The sequence below is a fragment of the Bacteroides sp. OF03-11BH genome, from assembly GCF_003604005.1.
Lineage (GTDB): Bacteria > Bacteroidota > Bacteroidia > Bacteroidales > Bacteroidaceae > Bacteroides > Bacteroides ovatus.
Genome location: NZ_QTMW01000121.1, coordinates 1 through 1,171, shown reverse-complemented (window position 1 = coordinate 1,171; position 1,171 = coordinate 1). Strand labels below are relative to the sequence as shown.

Sequence of the window (1,171 nt, the reverse complement as noted above, 5' to 3'; positions counted from 1 at the left end):
GAATGCAAAAGGCTCGAAATCCATCGCCCGGATGTGCATGGCGGAAACATGGCTGATGTCGCTGTTCCCCTTGTCCTTTTCCACCAGCAGGACTGTTTCCGCCTTGTTGTTCAGTTCCGTACCAATGTGCCCTCTTGCGTTCTCATCCCCCTTGTTCTGATGCAGTATCGTATGGATATGAATCTGCCTGTCGTCCGTCCACTGCATCAGCTTGGATATGATGCGGGTGGATTCACCGGGGCTGTTGATGTCGTACACCATATCCCGGATGCCGTCTATGATGACCAGCCCAATATCCGGTGAGTGGTAGATAGCCTGTTCTACAATGCTGATGCGCTGTTCCGGGGTGTATTTTCTCAAAGCGAGAAACTCCAGATAACCGCTGTCCCTGTCATCGGGCAATCCTGCCATCCGCAGGATCCGCTTCATCACTTTCAGGCAGTGGTAGGGGCTTTGCTCCGTATCTATATAAAGCACTTTCCGCTTTTCCTCGGGCAGTTCAGCCGCATATCGTAACACGGTACCGTTCTTCAATGCAGCGGCTACGATAGCCGATACATTGAAGGTTTTCTTGCTCTTGGCTTTGCCGATGGATGCGCTGAAATTGCCCAGCGTCCCGATGACAGAGCCGTGTACTTTCAGAATTTCGGGGGCTTTTTCGTAGCATCTTGACAGACTTAGCCGGGATTCCTGCCAGAGGATAACGGCTTGTTCGGGTGATATTTCTTTTATATAGTCCATAATCACCTCCTTTATCTGCGTCCTCCGGTTTTCTTGCCAGCCAGTTCCAGCGCCAGTTCCGCATCCACGATAATCTTGCGTCCAATCTGGGTAATGGCTTTGTCTATCTTTCCGCTTTTCTTGATGCGGTTGGCTGTGGGCAGGCTGCACCCGAAAAGCTTGGCTATGCCGAGTATGCCGTACACGTACTTTCTTTCCGTGTCGGTGGTCGGCTGCGGTTGCGCCTCTGCCTGTACCGAAGCGTGTCTGCTTAGAAAAAGGAACTCTTCGCCTGTCATCTGCCAGACGGGTTTCACTAACAGTTCTTTGAGGTTGTTCATCGTCCGTATGATTACTTGTTTGACAATAGCCCTGCGCACAGGCTGTTTTTTTCTGTTCTCGAACGATGCAAAATTAGGTAGGGTTTTGAGTGGTAAGTATGTGGATGATA

2 protein-coding genes are annotated in these 1,171 nt (G+C 50.6%); both read right to left on the bottom strand.

The genetic code is table 11. The annotated features are described in order from the left end of the window. The coding region (locus tag DXA54_RS27945; RefSeq protein WP_117929300.1) for an AAA family ATPase at positions 1 to 741 on the bottom strand (741 nt) is incomplete at its 3' end. An 11-nt stretch (positions 742 to 752) separates the two neighbouring features. Beyond that, a complete protein-coding gene (locus DXA54_RS27940) occupies positions 753 to 1,061 on the bottom strand; it encodes a DUF3853 family protein (RefSeq protein WP_005654521.1) in 309 nt (102 codons plus the stop codon). Positions 1,062 to 1,171 lie beyond the last annotated feature (110 nt).